16 protein-coding genes and 1 pseudogene are annotated in these 18,311 nt (G+C 58.8%); 6 read left to right on the forward strand and 11 right to left on the reverse strand.

Annotated features, from left to right (window positions below):
- Window positions 1–99: 99 nt before the first annotated feature.
- The 4 genes from ACX5K5_RS14810 to ACX5K5_RS14825 form a co-directional block, all read right to left on the reverse strand.
- Window positions 100–396, reverse strand: coding sequence for a hypothetical protein (locus tag ACX5K5_RS14810; RefSeq protein WP_229676954.1), 297 nt, complete (start codon window positions 394–396; stop codon window positions 100–102).
- Window positions 397–437: 41 nt separating this feature from the next.
- Complete coding sequence (locus tag ACX5K5_RS14815; RefSeq protein WP_096255459.1) at window positions 438–1,016, reverse strand: DUF308 domain-containing protein; 579 nt, start codon at window positions 1,014–1,016, stop codon at window positions 438–440.
- A 76-nt stretch (window positions 1,017–1,092) separates the two neighbouring features.
- Window positions 1,093–2,313 carry an alpha-hydroxy acid oxidase gene (locus tag ACX5K5_RS14820; protein ID WP_459174636.1) on the reverse strand — a complete coding sequence of 407 codons (1,221 nt, stop codon included), beginning with the start codon at window positions 2,311–2,313 and terminating at the stop codon, window positions 1,093–1,095.
- 39 nt (window positions 2,314–2,352) lie between these two features.
- Window positions 2,353–3,666, reverse strand: coding sequence for an MFS transporter (locus ACX5K5_RS14825; protein WP_459174637.1), 1,314 nt, complete (start codon window positions 3,664–3,666; stop codon window positions 2,353–2,355).
- Between the two features lie 172 nt (window positions 3,667–3,838).
- Here ACX5K5_RS14825 and ACX5K5_RS14830 point away from each other — a divergent pair, with 172 nt between their 5' ends.
- Complete coding sequence (locus tag ACX5K5_RS14830; protein WP_188683424.1) at window positions 3,839–4,498, forward strand: GntR family transcriptional regulator; 660 nt, start codon at window positions 3,839–3,841, stop codon at window positions 4,496–4,498.
- Window positions 4,499–4,512: 14 nt separating this feature from the next.
- Here ACX5K5_RS14830 and ACX5K5_RS14835 read toward each other — a convergent pair whose 3' ends face one another.
- Window positions 4,513–5,853 (reverse strand): MATE family efflux transporter, encoded by a 1,341-nt coding sequence (locus tag ACX5K5_RS14835; protein WP_229676956.1) that lies wholly within the window; start codon window positions 5,851–5,853, stop codon window positions 4,513–4,515.
- A 194-nt stretch (window positions 5,854–6,047) separates the two neighbouring features.
- Here ACX5K5_RS14835 and chrA point away from each other — a divergent pair, with 194 nt between their 5' ends.
- Both chrA and ACX5K5_RS14845 read left to right on the forward strand, forming a co-directional pair.
- Window positions 6,048–7,205, forward strand: a complete 1,158-nt coding sequence (gene chrA, locus ACX5K5_RS14840) for a chromate efflux transporter (RefSeq protein ID WP_229676957.1) — start codon at window positions 6,048–6,050, stop codon at window positions 7,203–7,205.
- A gap of 69 nt (window positions 7,206–7,274) precedes the next feature.
- The gene (locus ACX5K5_RS14845; RefSeq protein WP_459174638.1) at window positions 7,275–8,099 is read left to right on the forward strand and encodes an MBL fold metallo-hydrolase; all 825 of its coding nucleotides are present in this window, start codon (window positions 7,275–7,277) and stop codon (window positions 8,097–8,099) included.
- A gap of 1 nt (window position 8,100) precedes the next feature.
- Here the strand turns inward: ACX5K5_RS14845 and ACX5K5_RS14850 are convergent.
- From ACX5K5_RS14850 to aqpZ, 5 genes and pseudogenes are all read right to left on the reverse strand, one after another.
- A pseudogene (locus tag ACX5K5_RS14850) lies at window positions 8,101–9,423 on the reverse strand (YjiH family protein).
- Between the two features lie 210 nt (window positions 9,424–9,633).
- Window positions 9,634–11,079, reverse strand: coding sequence for an APC family permease (locus ACX5K5_RS14855; RefSeq protein ID WP_346059542.1), 1,446 nt, complete (start codon window positions 11,077–11,079; stop codon window positions 9,634–9,636).
- 151 nt (window positions 11,080–11,230) lie between these two features.
- On the reverse strand, window positions 11,231–12,415 hold the full coding sequence (locus tag ACX5K5_RS14860) for an MFS transporter (RefSeq protein WP_459174639.1): 1,185 nt from the start codon (window positions 12,413–12,415) through the stop codon (window positions 11,231–11,233).
- Between the two features lies 1 nt (window position 12,416).
- Complete coding sequence (locus ACX5K5_RS14865) at window positions 12,417–13,190, reverse strand: CPBP family intramembrane glutamic endopeptidase (RefSeq protein WP_346059540.1); 774 nt, start codon at window positions 13,188–13,190, stop codon at window positions 12,417–12,419.
- A gap of 152 nt (window positions 13,191–13,342) precedes the next feature.
- Window positions 13,343–14,092, reverse strand: coding sequence for an aquaporin Z (aqpZ, locus tag ACX5K5_RS14870; protein ID WP_096257559.1), 750 nt, complete (start codon window positions 14,090–14,092; stop codon window positions 13,343–13,345).
- Between the two features lie 323 nt (window positions 14,093–14,415).
- Here aqpZ and ACX5K5_RS14875 point away from each other — a divergent pair, with 323 nt between their 5' ends.
- Window positions 14,416–14,709, forward strand: a complete 294-nt coding sequence (locus ACX5K5_RS14875; protein WP_096257560.1) for a DUF4287 domain-containing protein — start codon at window positions 14,416–14,418, stop codon at window positions 14,707–14,709.
- A gap of 472 nt (window positions 14,710–15,181) precedes the next feature.
- On the opposite strand, the gene ACX5K5_RS14880 is transcribed toward ACX5K5_RS14875, so the two are convergent.
- Entirely contained in the window at window positions 15,182–16,123 is a 942-nt protein-coding gene (locus tag ACX5K5_RS14880; protein WP_459174640.1) for a GlxA family transcriptional regulator, read from the reverse strand.
- Window positions 16,124–16,231: 108 nt separating this feature from the next.
- On the opposite strand from ACX5K5_RS14880, the gene ACX5K5_RS14885 reads away from it, so the two are divergent.
- Window positions 16,232–16,543: a putative quinol monooxygenase gene (locus ACX5K5_RS14885; protein ID WP_003941073.1), complete on the forward strand. Its 312-nt coding sequence runs from the start codon at window positions 16,232–16,234 to the stop codon at window positions 16,541–16,543.
- A 430-nt stretch (window positions 16,544–16,973) separates the two neighbouring features.
- Window positions 16,974–18,299, forward strand: a complete 1,326-nt coding sequence (locus ACX5K5_RS14890) for an ISL3-like element ISPfr2 family transposase (protein WP_459174641.1) — start codon at window positions 16,974–16,976, stop codon at window positions 18,297–18,299.
- Window positions 18,300–18,311: the final 12 nt, after the last annotated feature.

Raw genomic sequence — 18,311 nt, forward strand, 5'->3', positions numbered from 1 at the left:
GAATATTGCGTATTATCCGGTGCGGTGTGCTGACCACCGGCTAACGACAACGCGCTGGGTCCACCGTGATGGCGGACCCAGCGCGTGAGCGAAACTAATTTAGTCTTTGAACTTCTTATTTGGATTTGCTGAGGAACGGTTTACACCGGTTCCCTTGCCAAGCTCGGAATCGTTTTCCTTACCGGCCATGGTGAGCACCGAAATGATCAGCAAGCTAACGACAAAGGCTACGCCGAAGCAGACTAGTCCGATGTCTAGGCGGATCGGGTTTTGCGAGCCTCCGGTAGAGGAGATCGTACCGACCACCCCAGCGACAAGACCCAGCAACAGCGAGAAGCTCAGTGGGCCCTTGATCGACTGGCTCCACGGTTGCTTCTTCTGCGAGTTGTTTCCCACCAGGAACTCCATTTCTACTTGTCCTGTTGACCTGTTAAGTTCTAGTTATTTTCGATTTCGGTCGGAGCCGCCGCTTTAGCGTCGTGGCGATGACCGAAGGCGGCGATTAATTCAAAGACCGCAAAGATGATGGTGCCTCCACCAATCAGACCGAACATTCCGTGGGCATCAAGGCCGGTGCCGAAGAGCAACGCGATGGCAAGTACCACCGACACCGCGGCGGTGATCAGCTGGTTACGGAATGGTGGGAATTGTGCGCGCAGCTTAGCGAAGACATAGAACTCCACTAAACCGGTGACGAAGAATGCGAAGGCTGCCAGGTAAGCAACCCACATGGGGGTGGTGGCGAACAAAGCCGCAATACCTGCCAGCAGCATCAGCCCGGCGCCCAGCGCGTAGGCAGCTCGGGATTTCTCCGGTGCGCTTGGTACGGTGACGTACTGCCACATAAATGCGCCGGTCACCACCAACAACGCACCTGTCGCGTAGGACAGTACGCTTTGATCCGCGTGGATCCAGAAAATCGAGATGAGCGAGTAGACCAAGGCGCCGAGTCCGCGAAGAAATACGGGACGGAAGACGTCTTGAGCTTGGGCTGGGGTGGTTTTTGGTGCTGGCACACCCCCATTCTACCGGCGATAGAACAAAGAGTCAGCCGAGTCAAAGCTATGTCACATTTACCGACGCACCCGCAGGTTATTTACGCCGGCGAATCAATGACTCGTTGAGCTCACCAATCGACGCGGCACCCATCAGTTGCATCGCCACTTCAACCTCCTTGGCCAGCAGTTCAATAGCCCGACTGACGCCTGCTTGGCCTCCGGACATTAGCCCGTAGAGGTAGGCGCGGCCGATGAGCACAAAGTCCGCCCCGGCGCAGAGCGCTGCGACGATATCCGAACCGGACATGATGCCCGAGTCCATGATAATTTCCATGTCCTCACCGACCTCGGCGCGAACCTCGCTCAGTGCCTCGAAGGCGATTGGTGCACGGTCCAGCTGGCGTCCGCCGTGGTTGGAAACCACTAGTCCGTCTGCTCCGGCGGCTTTAGCTTTCGCGGCGTCTTCGGCGGTGAGGATGCCTTTGACGAAAAGTTTGCCCTTCCATAGTTCACGGATCCACTTCAGATCATCAAAGTCCAGGGACGGATCAAACATGGAGTTGATGATGGTGGGAAGATCTGCCGAGGTATTGGATAGTGAGGCGAACTTTAATGAATCCGTGGTCAGGAAGTTAAACCACCATTCGGGACGGTATGAGGCGTCAAGTACCGTCTTTAATGTCAGCTCCGGCGGAATCTTCATGCCGTTGCGGGTATCGCGATGACGTTGTCCGGCAACCGGGGTATCCACTGTCACCAGTAAGGTGTCATAGCCGGCGGCGGTCGCACGGTTGACTAGCCCTGCAGATTTCTCGCGGTCCTTCCAGAGGTAGAGCTGGAACCATTTGCGTGCACCCGGGGCCGCCTGCGCGACCTCTTCAATAGAGCGAGTACCCATGGTGGAGAGGCTAAAGGGAATCCCTGCCTGTTCGGCGGCCTTCGACCCACCAATTTCACCTTCGGAGTGCATGAACCGGGTAAACCCGGTCGGAGCGATACCAAATGGCAAGGCCGATGGTGCTCCAGCGATCTGCGTGGACAGATCCGCTTGCGCGGTGCCATGCAGAATTCGTGGCAGCAGTTCCACGTTGTCGAAAACCTGGCGAGCTCGGGTCGCGGTGATTTCGCGGCCGGCGGCGCCATCGACATAGTCGAAGGCTGCGGTCGGGGTGCGGCGCTTAGCAATGGAGCGCAAGTCCCAGATATCTGCCGTCTTGCTCAGCCGTGCAGCGCGGCGGTCTGCGGCGGGCAGTTTGAACTTCATCAGGTTGACTAGTTCGCTAATGTCAGGAAATTGACGCTTGAGGTTGCTCAAAATACATCCTTTGAATCTCGGAGTGTGAGGCAGAAGTTTTTAGTAGCGGATACTGTTTTTTGCTCGGGTGCCAAGGTAGATGGCGACCGCGGAGCTCAGACAACTTAGGGCTAGGAAACTCGCGGGGAGATTGATAGAACCATTGCCTAGTTCCAATAGTGTTGCCGCAATCAGCGGAGAGAGACCAGCGACAATGGCACCATTTAGTTCTCTGGCGATAGCGATCCCGCTAAAGCGCACGGTGACGGGGAATAGTTCGGTCAAAAACGCACCTTGCGCTCCGGAGGTGCAGGGAATGACTAGGCCATAGCCCAGAGCGATGGCCAAGAATCCGTAAATAAACTGGTCCGTGGCGAGCATCAAGAAGATAGGGAAAGCGAGGAGTAAACCGGCAATGTTTCCGGCTGCCAAGATACGGGCGGAACCAAACTTGTCCGCTAGCCAACCGCCCACAGGAGTGAGTAGAACCGAGACCAGCGAGCCTAGGGTCACCGCCAGCAACGCCTGGCTCCGGGCCATGCCAGAACCAACCATCAGGCTGATGGAGAAGACGGCAAGAATGTAGTTGGTGGCATTGTGCCCGGTGATTGCAAAGAAGCCGAGTACCACTCGACGCCAGTGGGATTCGAAGACTTCGCGCAGTGGAAGTTTCTGGGCGCCCGCACGTTGTCGCGCCTGGTTCATGGCGTGCGCGTACTCAGGGGTCTCTTCAAGCTTGTTACGGATGTACAGGGCTACCAAGAAGAGTAGTGCGGAGAGAAGGAACGGGATTCGCCATGCCCAACCGAGCAGAGCCTCGTCACCGAGTAGAGATACGCCGAAGAAGCAGATCGTTGCCAGAGCAATGCCAAGTGGCGGAGTGGAAAGAATGAGCGAGGTGTACAGGCCACGCTTTTTCGGTTCCACGTATTCGGCTACCAGTGTCATAGCCCCGGTGAGTTCTGCCCCGGCACCAAAGCCTTGGATAAGTCGCAAGAACACCAGAAGTCCAATGGACCAGACACCCCACGTTTGCGCGGTGGGTAGTACACCGATGCCTACGGTGGCGATACCCATCAGAATTACCGAGAGCAGCATGGCCGGGCGACGGCCAAACTTGTCTCCCAGATGGCCAATGACCGCGCCACCTACCGGACGGGCAACAAAGCCGACCGCGAAGGTCGCGAAGGCGGCAATGGATGCCGCGGAGCTGCCGGCCGAGGAGAAGAACAGAGGACCAATCACCACGCTTGCCGCGGCTCCGTAGAGCGCGTAGTCGTACCATTCGATGGCGGTTCCCACCAGGGATGCGGAGATTGCCCGACGGCGTTGCAGTCGTAGCGGGTCGCGGTCCGTCGTATTGAGTTGATTCATTGGCGTTAGCTCCTCCGCTCTGCAGCGAAATGTCGGATCTGGTCATTGCAACGCAATGTAAGATACCTGAAATATATTTCACACAAGACTAGAGTGTTCTTTGATTCCAAGTGAACTCTTACGCCAAAAGTTACGCGCAGGATTTGGAATGGACGCGAAGAAACGAGGAGAAATGGCTAGCTCACTTTCCGAGCGCCTCACGATGGAACTACGCGAGCGGATCACCACCGGAATACTGGCCCCGGGCACCTTAGTGATTGAACCGGCGCTGGCCGAGGAATTTCAGGTGTCAAAAACTCCTGTGCGGGAATCGCTACGGCAGCTCACCAGCGAAGGATTACTGCAGCTGTTACCCAAGAAGGGTTATCTGGTGCGAGCCATCAGCGTGGAGGATATCCATGAAGTATTGGAGTTGCGCATTTTGCTAGAGCCACGCGCCGCACATCATGTCGCCCGATTCCATTCGGCGCAGACCTTGGCGGTATTACGCGGGCATCTGGCCGAACAAGAACAACTTGCCGAAGCCGACCCTATTGCCTCAATGCTCGCAGCCCGGCGCTTTCACGAAGATCTCTGCGCCGCTAACCGCAATACGCGGATCACCGGCACACTGACCAGATGTTTCGCCGAGACGGCGAGAGCACATTTTGTGTTGCCTTCAATGCAGACATATATGTCCCAATCCACGGAACTCGCAGAGCATCAAGCCATCTTGGCGGCCATTACCGCAGCAGATGCTCCAGGCGCAGAACAAGCGATGCGCACTCATTTACAGTCCATTCACCGGGCCATGCTCGGCGGTCAGGAAGATCGAGATGAGCTGTGGGGTTAGCCGCCACAACTATCTCATTGGCCTAGACGCATCCACGTATTCCCGCGTGCTCGCACTCCGAGAGTGAACGCCCTAGCCAGCATGTAGCCGATAGCGAAGGACACCCAGATCCACAAAATTGCTGCCTGCGGATCTGTGGCGAAGCGCTGGACAGCCCACAGCATTGGTAGATATAGAACTAGGTTTATCACGCCAGCAATACCAAGGTATTTCGCGTCCCCTGCGCCAATAAGCACCCCGTCAAGGACAAACACCAAACCGCACAACGGTTGCGACAGCGCCAAGATCCACAACCCAATGGTGGTCAACTGGTGAATCTCGGTATTGGGAGTAAATAGCATCGGGAACACCCATGAGGTGGCGAACAGCAACAATCCGGTGAAGACGCCAAAGTAGATTCCCCACCGGCTCATCAAACCGGTTAGTTGGCGGACCTTCGAAGCATCCCCCGATCCCAGTTCCTTGCCTATCAAAGCCTGCGCCGCGATAGCTAACGCGTCTAGGGCGAATGCAAGGAAGGAGAAGATGGTGAAGACAAGCTGGTGCGCCGCCAATGTCATCTCTCCAGCATTGGTCGCTACCACCACCGTGAGTAGTAAGGCAGCGCGCATGGTCAGGTTGCGAAGCATCAGCCATGACCCAACTTGCCCGGTGGAAATGAATCCAACCCAGCTCGGGCGTAGCTGTATCTTGGCTGCACGGATACGTGGAATCAGCATCCATAGATACACCAGCGCCATCATCCACTGCGCAATCGAGGTGCCTAGGGCGGCGCCGGCCACCGACATGTGTAGCCCATAAACCAGCGCGAAGTTCAGCACGATGTTCAGACCGAACCCGGCGGTGGCGACAACCAAGGGAGTCTTGGTGTCCTGCATGCCACGCAATACGCCGGTGGCAGCGAGGACCAGTAGCATCGCGGTGAGCCCTGGCATGGAATACAAAATATAGTCAACGGCGAATTTGAGGGTTTGACCTTCACCACCCAAAAGTCCAACTAGCGGCCTCGCGAAAATGAATCCGGCCAGTGACAAAATCACGCCTAAGACCACCGCAAACCACATGCCGTCGCGGCCGGCAGCCATTGCCTTGGACTGCTGTCCGGCACCAATGGCGCGGGCCACCGCAGGGGTAGTGGCGTAAGCCAAAAAGATCATCAGACCCACGGCGGTGTGAAGCACCGTGGTTCCCAATGCGGCGCCTGCAAGTTCGGCAACACCCAAGTGTCCGACAATGGCGGAGTCGGCCATCAGGAAAAGCGGTTCGGCAATTAACGCGCCCAAGGCTGGAATAGCCAGTACAAGAATCTGCTTGGCCAACCCTGGGGATGACGTTGGGGATTTATCTGAATTCACGAGTCCTACTCTACGAACAGTTCCCTACGAACAGCGATTTCTGTCCCAGACCAAAACTTCACCGTATGTTAACCATGTGCTCAGCATGGCTACAAAACTTTATATACCTGAGCTGAAATACTTCGGTTATGACATCTTTGCGCGCCTCAGCGCTTCGTGAACGCTCTCCAGGTTCTTCGGTACCTGAAGTATTTATGGCCTTTCTTAAACTAGGGTTCACCGCTTTTGGCGGTCCCACGGCGCATTTGGGTTTCTTCCGCGAAGAGTTTGTCGTCAAAAGGAAGTGGTTGAGCGAAAGCGCTTATGCGGATCTGGTGGCTCTCTGTCAGTTTTTACCCGGCCCGGCATCCAGCCAGGTGGGCATGGCCTTGGGTTTACAACGTGCTGGAACATTGGGTTTGGTCGCGGCCTGGGCTGCTTTTACTCTGCCGTCCGCGATACTGTTGGTGCTTTTCGCCATCGCAGCAAACAATCTGGATTCGTTGATTGGTAATGGCTGGATTATTGGCTTGAAGGCAGCCACCGTGGCGGTAGTGGCCCATGCAGTATTGGGCATGGCCAAAACACTGGCTCCCGATGCACCAAGGGCCACACTCGCTGTCGCTGCCATGGCGTTGGTGCTCCTCTTCCCATCCCCCATCATCCAGGTTGCGGTGATCTTAGGAGCTGGACTCCTTGGTCTGCTCTGGTTACGGGGGCAAGCACCGCAGTCAGAGCAAGCTGAGTTTAGCTTCGCCCGGCACTCCCAACGCAGTGCTTTGATATACCTAGCTATTTTTCTCTTACTGCTCTTCGGACTCCCGGTGGCAGCAGCGTTTTTTGATCATGGCGCACTGAGCTTGTTTGAAATCTTTTACAGCACCGGAGCACTGGTCTTTGGCGGTGGGCACGTGGTCTTGCCGATGCTTGAAACACAGACGGTAGGCACAGGGCTCGTTGAGCATGATGCTTTTCTGGCCGGTTACGCGGCAGCGCAAGCGGTTCCCGGACCATTATTCACATTCGCCGCTTACTTAGGGATGGTCTTTCAAGCTGGCCCCTCCGGAATTCTGGGTGCAGCGATTGCGCTGGTGGCCATCTTCCTTCCTTCAGCCCTGCTCATTGCAGCCGCGCTTCCGTTCTGGCAACGATTACGACATTCAAACGTCGCACGGCGGGCACTGATGGGAGTAAACGCAGCGGTGGTGGGGCTTTTGGCAGCCGCGCTTTACTCCCCCGTGTTTGTGCAGGGTGCCTCCACCATTCCCACCTTGGTGCTGGCCGCCCTAGGATTTGTCGCTTTGCATTCGTGGAAAGTAGCGCCATGGCTACTTGTAGTTGCCAGTGCGCTTATCGGTTGGGTGCTCTTCTAACCCTGTGCAGGCAGGGCAGATCAAGTTAGGCTGGGACACCCCTGCGCCCTAACTTTTGGAAGTAGAAGTATGGAACTGATCGATTGGCAGTGCTCCGCCTGTGCTGTGGAATTTGAACCCTCGGCCGAAACACCAGATTTCTGTCCCATCTGTGTTGATGAACGACAGTTTGTTCCAGACGGTCTGCAACGCTGGACTCATCGCACCGAATTGTTGGAAGCCGGTCACCGCGTTGAATTCCGTGAGCTTGAGCCCGGCCTGACCTCATTGACCGCTTCGAACATTGGAATTGGTCAAAGCGCCTTGTTAGTTCAAACCAAGGCGGGAAATCTGCTCTTTGAAGTTCCCGGAATATTGGACCAACGTGCCTTCGAGGTTATTGGTGAAATGGGCGGCATCCAAGCGATTGTGGCGAGTCATCCACATATGTACGGAGTGCAATCTGCCTACAGTAGCGCGTTCGGCGACGCTCCCATCTATGTCGCGGCCGCAGATCAAACCTGGGTCCAACGCAGCAGCCCTAACGTGAAGATTTGGTCAGAACCCTTTGAACCAATTGACGGAATCCGCTTTGAACAGATTGGTGGGCACTTCCCCGGAAGTACCGTTGCGCTGTGGGAAGCTGGAGCAGACTCACAAGGGGTCCTTCTAGCCGGGGATGGGGTGTTTCCGGTAGCAGATGGAAACGTCACTTTCTTGCGTAGCTACCCCAACCGCATTCCCTTATCGGGGCCGGTCGTGCAACGAATTGCCACGCAGTTAGCAAGCCTGCGCTTTGAGCGTCTCTACAATAATTTCGCCACAGTGCTGCCGGAGCGTGCGGGCGAGATCGTAGCGTTCTCGGCCGCACGCTATGCGGCTTGGGCCAGCGGCAGTAACGATTCATTAACCTGAGCTACATCAGCAGGCGAACCAGTGGCGTAGCGATCAGAATCGTCAAAGCGACGCGGATGAACCAGATGATGACCATATCGCGCAGGCGCAACGGGATGCTGGTGGCCAGCAAACATGGGACCAGTGCCGAGAAGAAGATAATCGCCGAGACGCAGATGATGGCGACCACCATGCGTAGCTCGATGGATTCATGACCGGCGGCCAAGGTAGCGGGCAAGAACATTTCGGCTATACCTGTGGCCGAAGCCTTGCCGACCAGCATTGGATCTTCCAGCCCAACTACCCAGGCAAAAGGCACAAATAGGTAGCCTAACCAGTCGAAGAGCGGGGTGTACTTGGCCAGCAGCAGACCGGCCAGACCAACGGAAAGGATGGAGGGAAGAATGGCCATGGCCATTTTTAGCCCGTCCCAGACGTTGTCGCGCATATTCTGCGCAAAGCTCGGCGCACGGTGCACTGCCAGTAGCGCTTCGTTCCACGCGGTCGCGGCACGTCGACCGGTGACCTTTTCTTCGGCATGGTGTTCCACGCCTAGGTACGTTTCGTCCTTGATGCGGCTCAGCGGCGGGATCCGCACGGTGATCGCCGTGACGGCAAAGGTGACCACCAGGGCCAGCCAGAAGTACATGCTCCAGTACTCCATCAAATCCAACGCCTTCGTAACGATCACCATGAAGCTTGCCGACACCGTGGAGAAGCCGGTGGCAATAATTGCTGCTTCGCGCCCGGTGTAACGACCGCCTCGATACATCCGGTCGGTGATCAGCAGCCCCAGTGAGTAGCTGCCCACAAAGGATGCGACCGCGTCCACGGCCGAGGGTCCCGGGGTGCGCCAGAGCGGACGCATCACCGGCTGGCAAAAGACGCCCAGGAATTCCATGAGCCCATAGCCGACCAGCAACGCCAGGAACACCGCACCCACCGGCACGATCAGCCCCACCGGAATCACCAGCTTATTGAGCAGGAAGGGTCCCATGCTCTCGTCGGTAAGCCATGCCGGTCCCCCACCAAAAATCAGAACCGCGCCCACCACGAGTCCCACCACATTGGCGAAGGCGAAGACCATCCGAAGCTTGGAGGCTTTCCAGCCACCGTTGATGAAAGGCATGATGGTTCCGGCTAGCAACAGAATCAGAATCTAGAAAGGTACCGCCGGCCCCAAAGCATTGCGGATGAAAGTCACTAGGTGGTCCAGCGGAATCGTGCTGGTGCCGTTCAGCGTGATCGGGATGAAGAACATCGCGATGCCGATCAAGCTGAAGACGATAAATTTGGCGACGTGCGAGGCTTTCGCTGGCCGGGTAGTTAATGACTCCGATGTCATGGCGTACCTATTTCTCTCTGGCGGGGGAAGCGTTGCGCTTCAGCGGTCAAGATCTAATAACACCCGAAACATGGACTGCTATGTGACTGGCACCTCACCATTTGTCCGAAATTTCAGACTTCGAAAGAGTAGCCGTTTCAAAGACGGAAAGGGGCCCAAGGCTCACCTACTTTCGGTGAGCCTTGGGCCCCTTTTTGGATCCGATAAGACTTAGCGTTTACGCGCCAAAACCCGTGCGAGAACCTCCTCCTCGGCATCCGGGCCCGGCTTGATGCCGCCAGGAACCTTGACGAAGAATACCGCGCCGAGTACCCACCAGGCGGCAAAGATCAGCCATGGTTCCCAGCTCAACGAGGCAGGCATACCCGGCATGTAGAGCAGGAAGAGTGCCGCGGTCAGAATGACCGAGGCGTACCCGATGATCTCGCCACCGCGCCCCTTGCCGGCCACGCGCAGCGGACGATCCATCAATGGTTCGCGGCGGCGCAGGATCAGGAAGGTCACCGAAACCAAGAAGTAGGCAATGATGATGCTCGGGGCACCGGAGTCAACCAGCCAGCCGAGCATCTCCGCACCGAAGAATGGCGCGAGCACCGAAATTCCGCCGATAAAGTACAGCGCATTGGCGGGGGTCTGGTACTTCGGGTGCAGCTTGCCGAACCAGGCCGGGAGCATGCCACCACGGGCCATGGAGTACACCAGTCGGGAAGCTCCGAGCAACAGCGAGTTCCACGAGGTCAAGATGCCGGCCAGTCCGCCGGCAATGAGGATCTTCGCCATGACATCCGAGTTGAACAGCGCACCAAAGGCATCAGCCGTGGCGATATCCGCGTTAGCCAGCGCAGCCGCAGGCATGGCCGAGGCGGTGGTCAGCACCACCATCACGTACCAAAGGGTGGCCAGCACTACGGAGATGACGACCAGCTTGCCAATCTGCTTGGCCGGGATTTTCACTTCTTCGGCAGACTGTGGGATCACGTCGAAGCCGATGAACAAGAATGGAACGGCAACGAGCACCGCAAAGAAGCCGCCCATGCCTGGGGTGAAGAACGGTTCCATATTCTGCGCCGAACCGCTGGTGACCGAACCGAAGATCATCAGCAATCCGACGAGGAGCAAGAAGAGCACGGTGAAGGTTTGCACCACACCAGCCTGCTTGACGCCGCGCACGTTAATCCAGGTCACCAACACGCCTGCGGCCACACCCACCAAGGCCCAGGTGAGGTGTACTTCGAAACCTGCAACCGTCCACAGTGGAATCTTGCTCATGCCCGGGAAGATGTACTCCACGGTGCGCGGGAAAGCCACGGCTTCGAAGGCCACGATGGTGACATAGCCGCCGATAATTGCCCATGAACCGATAAATGAGGAACGGGCACCGAGCGCGCGAAGAATGAAATTATGTTCTCCACCGGCCTTGGGCATAGCCGCGGTAAGTTCTGCGTAGGTCAAGCCCACGATGGCCATAATTGCGCCACCGGCGAGCATGGCACACACCGCGCCCATGGTGCCGGCGTTATCCAGCCAGCCTCCGGTGAGTACTACCCACCCGAAACCGATCATCGCGCCAAAGCCCAGGGCAAGGGCGTCCCAGTTACCTAAAGTCTTAGCCAAGGTTGTTGGCGCTGCCGATGGTTCGGCGAGATCTTTGCTCATAATGCACTTCCGTGTTGATGGATCGAAAATAAGTCCATCAGCTATTGTCCTGTCCGTCACAGGGAGGTATTTTGCAGCTCACAGCTGACGCGTAACATTCATCGACCAACGGTAGCGATAGGGAGTTGAGCGGTGGTTTTAATGTCTCGGATTACTTTTTTTGTTTCAAAAACATGGCAAAGATGACGGCAAGAATCTGAAGCAGCGCAACGCATAAGACCACTGTTGCCCAACCAAAATGTATAAAGGGAATACCAATGAGCCAGCCCAAGAGCGAAGAACCCATGTAGTAGAAGAGGTTGTAGAGGCTCGCAGCTTGCGCGCGAGTGGCCGGGGCAAGCAAGGGAACCCAGCCACTGGCCACCGCATGCGCGGCAAAGAACCCGGCGGTGAAGATGATCATTCCTAGGATGATCAGCGCCAGGTTTCCCGGCAAGGTCAGCATGAGCCCAGCCATACTGACCACGACGCTCAGCAAGAGTGTGCCGCGTCGGCCCAGCCTCGCTACCAAACGCCCGCTGGCCACCGCAGACCAAGTACCCGAAAGATAGGCGATAAACACCAAGGAAGCCAGAGACACAGGCACGAGGAAGGGCGGCGCTTCCAGACGGAATGCCAGATAGTTATACACGGCAACAAAGCCGCCCATGAGCAAAAAACCCTGAAGGTAGAGCAACGGCATGCGCCCGCCCAGCGCTCGCTTGAACTTGCCCAGAATAGGACGCAGCCCGCGTTGTTCGGTCGCCACGAAACCCTGAGCAACCGGTGCTTTGAGCAGAAAGAACAACGTCGCCGCGGCAGCCATCAGACTGACCGACGCGACACCCCACCGCCATCCGGCGGGTTCTCCCACCCAGCTGGCCACCAGACGTCCGGTCAACCCACCAAGCGTGGTTCCAGAGATGTAGGTACCGCTGGCCAAGGCAACTGCGCGCGGTGTCAGTTCGTCGGCAAGATAGGCCAACGCGCTCCCCGGAACTCCTGCCAGCGCGATTCCTTCGAGGAAGCGGGTGATGATCAACGGTTCAAAACCGGTCATCATGGAGCTTGCTAGTCCCAGAACCACCGAGGAGACCAGCGCAATAGCGATCACGCGTCGCCGGCCAATGCGGTCCGAAATGATGGCCCAGGGGGTGACGGCAAGCGCCAATCCCAAGGTGGCCGCGGATACCGTCAGTGCCGCTTGGGACGAACTGATATTCAGGTCCGCAGCGATGCTCGGCAAGAGCCCCTGGACCGAATACAGCTGGGAGAAGGTGGCCACACCACCGGCGAACAACGCCAGCAACATGCCACGGTAAGGAACTGAGTGTGGCTCGTGCCCGGTAAAACTCAAACTAGACCCCGGTAGGAAGCAGCGGATACACCAGGTAAAGCATCAATAACGCCATGGCGTTATTGATGAAGTGCAACAGGTAAGCGTAAGCCAGCGATTTGCCCGAAAGGATATAGGCCAAGGACATCAAAATGCCCAACATCAGATAAGGCAGAACCTGGGTGACCGAGGCGATTCCACCGCCGTTAAGGAAGTGGATTCCCGCGAACACGACAGTGGATATTAGTGCGCAGACCCAGATGTTCAGTTTGCGTGACAGTTTGCCAATCAGCAGGTGCCGGAAGAGATATTCCTCGACAAAAGGACCAAAGACCGCGGTCACCACAAACATGACCGGTAGCGGAACTGCAAGGGTCATCCCCTGCAGGGCTTCTTGGTTCTGGCTGATCTGTGGCCCACCAAAAATTGTTGTCACGATGGCAGAGCAGATAATTGTCAGTAGCCAGCCGCCCGGTAGCATCAGCCATTTGGCCCACGGGTAGTACTTCATGGTCTTGAAGGACTCGAAGAAATGGGCGCCGCACTGGATCATCGCCAGGATGAAGAAGGTCGTGTACAGGATCAAGTTGATCCCGAACAAGGCCTGTTCCTGCGTATCAAATGCACTGAAGTATCCGGGAATCAGCCCAATGAGCGCGGCCCCGCCGAAGACGAAGAAGACAATGTAGGCGCCGACGGTCCACCAGTCTCCACGGGACATCGCGCCGGGATCAAAGACGCGTTGTTTGCGGCGCGGCAGGAAATACTGCTGTGAGTATGGCGGGGGTTGCTGCATATTCATAGCCTATCGACTCAAGCCACTGCCATTTGCATCCGGGGGCTGTGTGCGCCGTTGATCTCCCCTGAAGAGTGAGCCGCCGCTAGTGCGCATGAAAGTGCCTGCCCGCCGGCAAGCTGCGGCGGGCAGGCGGTTTGTTCAAAGATTTATTACACGAGCGGGGCAGACATCCGGGCGGAGAAGAGCTTCGAGTAGCTCACCCCGGCAATAGCCGCACCGATCAACGGGGCAAGGATAAACAGCCAAACCTGGCTCAGTGCCTCGGGGCCGGCAAACCAGGCGACGCCCAAGGAGCGAGCAGGGTTGACCGAGGTGTTGGTGATCGGGATGGAAATCAAGTGGATCAGCGTCAGCGACAGGCCAATGGCGATTCCGGCAAAGCCTACCGGAGCGCGATGATCGGTGGATCCCAGAATGACAAACAGGAAGATTGCGGTCAGCACGATCTCAGCGATCAGCGCGGAAAGCAATGAGTAGCCATCAGGGGAACGTTCGGCATAACCGTTGGAGGCAAAGCCGGATTCAACGGCGCTAAATCCGTCCTTGCCAGAAGCAATGGCGAAGAGTGCCAAGCCTGCAACTGACGCGGCGACCACCTGAGTGATCATGTAGGCGGGAACGGCTTTCCATTCCACGCGCTTGGCCAATGCGGCACCCAGGGTGACCGCCGGGTTGAAGTGTCCACCGGAAATATGGCCAACCGCGTAGACCATGACCAGCACGGTCAGGCCGAAGGCTAAGGCTACGCCGAGGAAACCGATACCCATGTTGATGGTGTCGCCGTCCAAGACCTGGGCGGCAAAGATGGCCGAACCGCAACCGCCGAAGACTAGGACGAAGGTACCGAGGAACTCCGCCATCAAGCGTGAACTCGTGGTGGGTGATGGTGATTCCGACATGTTTCTGTCTTTCTAGGAGGAAAAATACCGCTAGATGTTCACAGTCTAAGCTTTAATCTAAGTAATTGATGGAAACCGCAGGAAAATATTCGACGGTCCACGTCAGAACAATGTCAGAACTCGTAGACACCGTTACGCGGTGCGTTGGCTGGATACAGCAACCGCAGCCTGAGACGTCCTCAAAGAAGTGCCACTAACCTTCGCCACACCACGCACACACGGTCTTAGCAAAGAAAATAAACTGCTGTCCTAGCCCTTGTCACCCATATCCGGTCGGTATAGGTTGAGAATCCACGAATCCACTTCGCTGCGAAGGTATACACATGTCATTTCAGGCCTATCTTGATACCGTCGAGACCAAAACCGGGCTCACCCCGCGGCAGCTTTTAACGCAGGCAAAGGATCGCGGATTCGGACCGGACACCAAAGCGACTCCAATTATCGAGTGGCTCAAGGAGGAATACGGGCTGGGTCGCGGTCACGCCATGGCGATGGTCCATGTGATCACGAAAGGGGCGCAAATCAGCGAGAAGCATGTAGCTAGCGGCGGATCCCACGCAGATGCCAGCAACACCTTATGGCTGGATGGCAAGGCAACAAATCCAGACGCTACCTAGCAAACCAGCCTCCCCCAGACGCGTGGGAATTGCCAGCTTGCACGGCGCAATCAGCTCAACAGCGCATGGCGTTCGCTCAACGTTGCTTCCCTATGCTTTAAGGGCTCTTCCCAGATGAGGGTGTAGGTCGGCCGGGCGCGTCGGTCCGCAGATAGACGTCGAGGTCTCCCGACGATGGAGGTTCCTACGCCATCCATCCGAAAGACCTCGACGTGACCGACGCTACCCCGCCGGCCGGCTTCGGCCGCCCAGACCTGACCGCCTTCGCGTCTCATCCCAATCGACCCTGATCGGGTCTGCTGATCCTCTCGACGAGAACGCAGCGACATCATAGCCACCCAACCCCGACCGTCCGGGAAGCCGGGGCACGTCGCATGGCCTGTGCTGCGGGCGTGTCGAGTGGGGCGTCCAGGGGCGACGCAGGAGCGTCGACGCGACGTGCTGAGAGGTGGTTCTAAGGCATGGCGATAGGTCAGGAACGGCGTCGCTCCCTGCGCAGGAGGGAGCGCAGAGTCTCGGCGTTCGCGTAGCCGACCCGTAGCGCGATCTCGGCGGAGGTGAGGTCCGTGGTTGCTGAGAGGTGCCGAGCTCGTTCGATGCGAAGCCGTTGGACGAAGCCGAGCGGAGTGAGGTTGAGCGCCGCACGGACTCGTCGTTCGAGGGTGCGCCGGCTGGTGCCGAGCGACTGCGCGACGAAGGCGACGTTGAACGGTTCTTCCAGGCGGGCACGCACGAAGCGTTCGAACTCGACGACGATCGGGTCCTCGTGCCGGAGATGTTCGTAGGCGACGAAGGCCGCCTGCGACGGACGCTCGTCGATGATGAGGAGCTTGGCGACATGTTGGGCCAGGTCGGGGCTGATCGATCGCACGAGTGAGAGCGCGAGGTCGATGTGGGCGAAGGCGGCGCCGGCGGTGACGAGGTTCCCGTCGACCACGACCATGGTGTCGAGATCGAGGGCGACGGTCGGATAGCGCTTCAGGAACTCCGGCCCCAGGAACCAGCTGGTCGTCGCCCGCCGATGATGCATCCGTCCGGTCTCGGCGACGGCGAACACGCCGGTGCACGCCGCGGCGATCCGGGTGGTCGCCTCGTCGAGGCGCCCGAGCGAGGCGATGACCGAACGAGCATCTCGGCTCTGGAGGGCGTCGTTGGTAGCGGCGGCCGTAAGGGTTCCAAGCGCAGGGACGACGACCACGTCGAACTCTCCGGACTCCGACAGCGGGTGGTCCACCGACAGGGTCATCGATGCCGTCGTGGTCACTCGCCGTTTCGGTCCGAGGATGGCGAGTTCGATCGGGTCGATCCGCGGGTCGACATCGCCGCGGGCTCCGTCGGCCACCCGCACGATGTCGATGATCGACGCGATAGCCGAACCGAAGCAGCCGTCGATCGCGATCAGTCCAATACGCATGACGTAAACAATAGCAATACTGCCGTATACGCCACTTCTCACATGCCCTTTTTCGTCATAGACTGAACTCGCTTCACCAAGAAACCTCGACACCTAGGAGAACCCCTCATGTCAACACCCGCATCACTTCCGTATGCCTTCGTCGCCAAGATCGTCGCGGCCGATGGACAGCACGACGCGCTCGCCGATCTGCTCGCCGGCGCTGTGGCGCTCGCCAACGAAGAAGTAGGAACGATTGTCTGGTTCGCGGTCAGGACCCACGCCGACACCTTCTGGATCTTCGATGCATTCCCCGACGAGGCCGCTCGCGACGCCCACGCCAACGGCGCCATCGTCGCAGCCCTGATGGCCAACCAGCACCTCCTCGGCGCAGCACCCGAGATCCTGGCGGCCGACGTCCTCGCGTCCAAGCTCCCGTAGTCCGCCAACGCACGAGACCATCGCGCCCCGCCGAGCCGTCGCCAGGTCGCGACGCAACGCCACGCTGCGTTGCCGAGCGGTGCGAGGCCTATCGGCACACGGACAGGATGCCGGCCGCGAGCGCTCAGCCTGCGAGGGGTCCGTCGCAGAGGAGAGCGACGTCGGTGTCGGGCAGAGCCGTGAGGCCAGCGCATCGCGCGACCACCAGAACCGACCGTTTCACCGGAGCTTGCGGCGGCGTCGAAGCCGAGTAAGCTCCATTCCTTTAGCTCACCGCGCCCTCCTCCTCGCCGGTCCCGTCGTCGTCGAAGACGTTTCAGGGGTCTTCTCAGATGACGGTGTAGGTCGGCCGGGCGCGTCGGTCCGCAGATAGACGTCGAGGTCTCCCGACGACGGAGGTTCCTACGCCATCCATCCGAAAGACCTCGACGTGTCCGACGCTACCCCGCCGGCCGGCTTCGGCCGCCCTGACCTGACCGCCTTCGCTCGACTCGACGGCCTCGGTCTGAGCGTGACCGGACAACGACTTGAACCGGATCGTGCGGTCCTCGCGTGCCGCGTGGTGGAACCAGATCAGTGGTGCCGACGGTGCGGCAGCGAAGGCGCTGCTCGTGACACCGTGATCCGGCGGTTGGCTCACGAGCCGCTGGGCTGGCGACCGACCGTGCTGGAAGTTGTAGTGCGCCGCTACCGCTGTGCCGACTGCGGACACGTGTGGCGCCAAGACACCAGCGCCGCGGCGGAGCCACGCGCGAAGCTCTCGCGCACCGGGCTGCGGTGGGCGCTGGAAGGGATCGTGGTCGCACACCTCACCGTCGCCCGTGTCGCCGAGGGACTCGGGGTCGCGTGGGACACCGCCAACAACGCGGTCCTGGCTGAAGGCAAGCGGCTGCTGATCAACGACCCCACGCGGTTTGAGGGCGTGAAGGTCATTGGCGTCGATGAGCACGTCTGGCGCCACACCAGGCGTGGCGACAAGTACGTCACCGTGATCATCGACCTCACCCCGGTCCGCGATGGCGCCGGCCCAGCAAGGCTGCTGGACATGGTCGAGGGCCGGTCGAAGGCGGCGTTCAAGACCTGGCTCTCCGACCGCGACGACGCCTTCCGTGACGCGGTCGAGGTGGTCGCGATGGACGGCTTCACCGGGTTCAAGACCGCCGCTGCAGAGGAGATCCCGGACGCGGTCACGGTGATGGATCCCTTCCACGTCGTGCGCCTGGCCGGTGACGCCCTCGACAGGTGCCGGCGCCGGGTCCAACTCGCGATCCACGGGCACCGTGGGTTCAGGGACGACCCGCTCTACAAGTCGCGGCGCACGCTGCACACCGGCGCGGACCTGCTCACCGACAAGCAGAGCGACAGGCTACGCGCGCTGTTCGTTGATGACGCTCACGTCGAGGTCGAGGCGACCTGGGGTGTCTACCAGCGCATGATCGCCGCCTATCGCCACGAGGACCGGCAACGTGGCCGCGAGCTCATGGAGAAGCTGATCACCGACCTCAGCGCCGGCGTCCCCAAGGTGCTCACCGAGCTCACCACCCTGGGCCGGACCCTGAAGAAGCGAGCCGCTGACGTGCTCGCCTACTTCGAACGACCCGGCACCAGCAACGGGCCGACCGTGGCGCTCAACGGACGGCTCGAACACCTGCGCGGCTCCGCACTCGGGTTCCGCAACCTGACCAACTACATCGCCCGAAGCCTGCTCGAGACCGGCGGCTTCAGACCCCAACTCCTACACCCCCGATTGGGATGAGCCACTTTAAGG

Source organism: Glutamicibacter bergerei (assembly GCF_054495185.1).

Coding starts and splice junctions, on each gene's coding strand:
- ACX5K5_RS14825 (WP_459174637.1), bottom strand. CDS start 3,666: ATGAATCAACTCAATACGACGGACCGCGACCCGCTACGACTGCAACGC.
- ACX5K5_RS14830 (WP_188683424.1), top strand. CDS start 3,839: ATGGCTAGCTCACTTTCCGAGCGCCTCACGATGGAACTACGCGAGCGG.
- chrA (WP_229676957.1), top strand. CDS start 6,048: ATGGCCTTTCTTAAACTAGGGTTCACCGCTTTTGGCGGTCCCACGGCG.
- ACX5K5_RS14845 (WP_459174638.1), top strand. CDS start 7,275: ATGGAACTGATCGATTGGCAGTGCTCCGCCTGTGCTGTGGAATTTGAA.
- ACX5K5_RS14855 (WP_346059542.1), bottom strand. CDS start 11,079: ATGAGCAAAGATCTCGCCGAACCATCGGCAGCGCCAACAACCTTGGCT.
- ACX5K5_RS14865 (WP_346059540.1), bottom strand. CDS start 13,190: ATGCAGCAACCCCCGCCATACTCACAGCAGTATTTCCTGCCGCGCCGC.
- aqpZ (WP_096257559.1), bottom strand. CDS start 14,092: ATGTCGGAATCACCATCACCCACCACGAGTTCACGCTTGATGGCGGAG.
- ACX5K5_RS14875 (WP_096257560.1), top strand. CDS start 14,416: ATGTCATTTCAGGCCTATCTTGATACCGTCGAGACCAAAACCGGGCTC.
- ACX5K5_RS14880 (WP_459174640.1), bottom strand. CDS start 16,123: ATGCGTATTGGACTGATCGCGATCGACGGCTGCTTCGGTTCGGCTATC.
- ACX5K5_RS14885 (WP_003941073.1), top strand. CDS start 16,232: ATGTCAACACCCGCATCACTTCCGTATGCCTTCGTCGCCAAGATCGTC.